The sequence below is a fragment of the Yersinia sp. 1252 StPb PI genome, assembly GCF_048593885.1.
GTDB classification, from domain to species: domain Bacteria; phylum Pseudomonadota; class Gammaproteobacteria; order Enterobacterales; family Enterobacteriaceae; genus Yersinia; species Yersinia enterocolitica_E.
This window is the reverse complement of sequence record NZ_JAZGQE010000314.1, coordinates 1-2,450: the sequence shown is the minus strand read 5'-3', so window position 1 is coordinate 2,450 and position 2,450 is coordinate 1. Positions and strand designations below refer to the sequence as shown.

Here is a 2,450-nt window from a genome sequence, read left to right as displayed (position 1 = left end):
GTTTTTTTTGGGTTTTTACTTATGGTCTTCTTTATTTTTATCCATTTTAAGTTAATGAGTAAAAGTAATAGAATCCCAGATAAAAGTATTATATTGTAAATCATTGTTTCACCGTGGAGAAAATACTACTTAGTTCATTTGATAAGCTGTATATATCAGCATTCACCCTCACAGCGGATCGGCTGAATAAACCATGATTAATAAATTCGCCTTGAATTTTCCCCTGTTCGTCACGCTCTTTGGACGGTTCAAATGAGAATATATTTTGTAATACGACATTATCCCCTTCCATTCCCATAATTTCACTTATATGGCGTACTTTTCGTGAACCATCATTCATGCGTGAAACTTGCACAATAAGATTGATGGCGGAAGCAATATTTCGGCGAATAGTAAATATGGGCATATTAACTGGCCCCATCATGATCATGCTTTCGAGTCGGGCAATAGCATCGCGGGGAGAATTAGCATGTAAGGTGGACATAGAGCCATTATGGCCGGTATTCATTGCCTGAAGCATTTCAAATGTTTCCTCGCCACGGCACTCCCCGATAATTATCCTATCGGGGCGCATTCGTAGTGAGTTTATCACTAAATCTCGCATTGTTATTTGCCCGGTATTCTCTAGCCCGGCGAGCCGTGTCTCCATTCGAACTACATGGGGTTGTTCAAGATTTAACTCGGCGGCATCTTCTAAGGTGATAACTCTTTCGTTTTCAGAAATATATTTTGATAATGCGTTGAGCAGTGTTGTTTTTCCTGAGCCTGTGCCACCAGAGATAATAATATTGACCCGGCAACTGGCAGCAATGATCAAGAAATTAGCCATATCACTGCTCATGGCACCCATATTAACCAGATCTTCTAGTTTTCGTTTGTTGGTACTGAATTTTCGAATCGAAAGTGCCGTGCCATCCAATGTGATTGGGCCGATTGCCACATTGATTCGGCTACCATCAATTAGGCGTGCATCCGCTAACGGTCTACCTTCATCAATACGGCGATTGACTCTTTGCATCAGGCGTTTGGCAATATCAGTCAGTTGATTGTTATTAATAAAACGGCGGTTGGTTAAGGTTAGCAACCCATAACGTTCAACAAATATCTTTTCAGGGCCATTGACCATAATATCGCTAATAGACTCATCTTCCATCAGTTCTCTTAACGGGCCAAAACCGGTAATCTCATCGGCTATCGTTGCAATAATATCTTTTTGCTGCTGAGTGTTTAATCTATATTGATTGTCATTAAATAAATCATCGTATGTTTGTGAAAGTAAATCAAAAAGTTTGTCATAATCATCAACCAGATGTTCTACTTTATCGATATCAATGTTAGCCAGCATTTTTTCTCGTATTTTTTCTTGGATGATTAATGATATGTTCATTTTTAGCTTTTACCTTTTAGAAGTTTTCTTAACCATAATTTTCTCTTGTTTGATAAATCAATGGTTATGCCTAATGTGTATTTTGCCAATTCGGTTATTATGGTTTTCTTTCGGCCAAAGTAATTTTTATCACTTAATGATTCCGTTGTTTTATGTATGAAAGGGATTCGTATATCTATCTTACGCCCAAGTAATGACGGAATGTCGGAAGTATCCAGCATATCTCTTGTTATTGGTCTGCTTTCATTTAAACAGACTAATAGTCGGGTTGCTTGCCTGTTGTCTCGTTTAAATCTTTCATAAATATCAATAAACGTTTTAGCGACACGAACTGACATCATACTATTATCGAGCAATACGATAATGCAATTAGCGTGTTCTATATAATCAGTGAGTTTTTCTTTTGGTACGTTATGAATCGGTTGATCAAATACAATAAAATTGTGTTTTATATCTCTGTGTCCATCAATTTCAGCTATATCTTTCCCTTTGCCGAACATAAGAGATAAATTATTTTGATATTCGGTTATTTCTGTAACCATCTTTTTTTCTGTAACAAGATCAAGATCCTGAGATCCATTATTGCCCTGTAATAATAGGGTTGGTGATTGCTTTATCTGTGTGATAGCGGTTGCTAAGTGATAACTGAGTAGGGTGGTTCCGNTGCCTCCCTTACAGCCCAATACACTGATAAAAAAAGCTTTTCTTTCAGACTCAATCGGAATGCCTTTGAGTAAATGTTGCGTCAACTCAGACAACTGTGACTTTATATTTAAGTATAGTATTCCACGTTGAATGAATTGTTGGGCGATACCAATTGAATCAATATCGCCAACTAAAACACACCAACAGTCACGCGGGATAAGAATTTTTATTAAATCTAATGTTTTTGCAATATCATCATTACTCCCGATATCAATAATAGCACCAATAATTTTATCGGATAAATTTATTTTTGGTACGAGAAAAATATTCTCATCAAATGATTTAATATCATTAATATCGGCAAGCCTGACTTTCTCCGCGGTTTCTTCGCGCAGCCATTCTCTGCTGGAAATAATAG

At 37.0% G+C, this 2,450-nt stretch carries 2 protein-coding genes; both read right to left on the bottom strand.

The annotated features are described in order from the left end of the window. Positions 1–100: 100 nt before the first annotated feature. Positions 101–1,387, bottom strand: a complete 1,287-nt coding sequence (locus V2A85_RS23085; RefSeq protein ID WP_420072485.1) for a CpaF family protein — start codon at positions 1,385–1,387, stop codon at positions 101–103. Positions 1,388–1,389: 2 nt separating this feature from the next. Beyond that, entirely contained in the window at positions 1,390–2,448 is a 1,059-nt protein-coding gene (locus V2A85_RS23080) for a pilus assembly protein CpaE (RefSeq protein WP_420072484.1), read from the bottom strand. Between the last annotated feature and the right edge of the window lie 2 nt (positions 2,449–2,450).

What these genes read in the sequence shown, in the direction of transcription:
- V2A85_RS23085 (WP_420072485.1), bottom strand. Translation starts at nt 1,387, where the DNA reads ATGAACATATCATTAATCATCCAAGAAAAAATACGAGAAAAAATGCTG.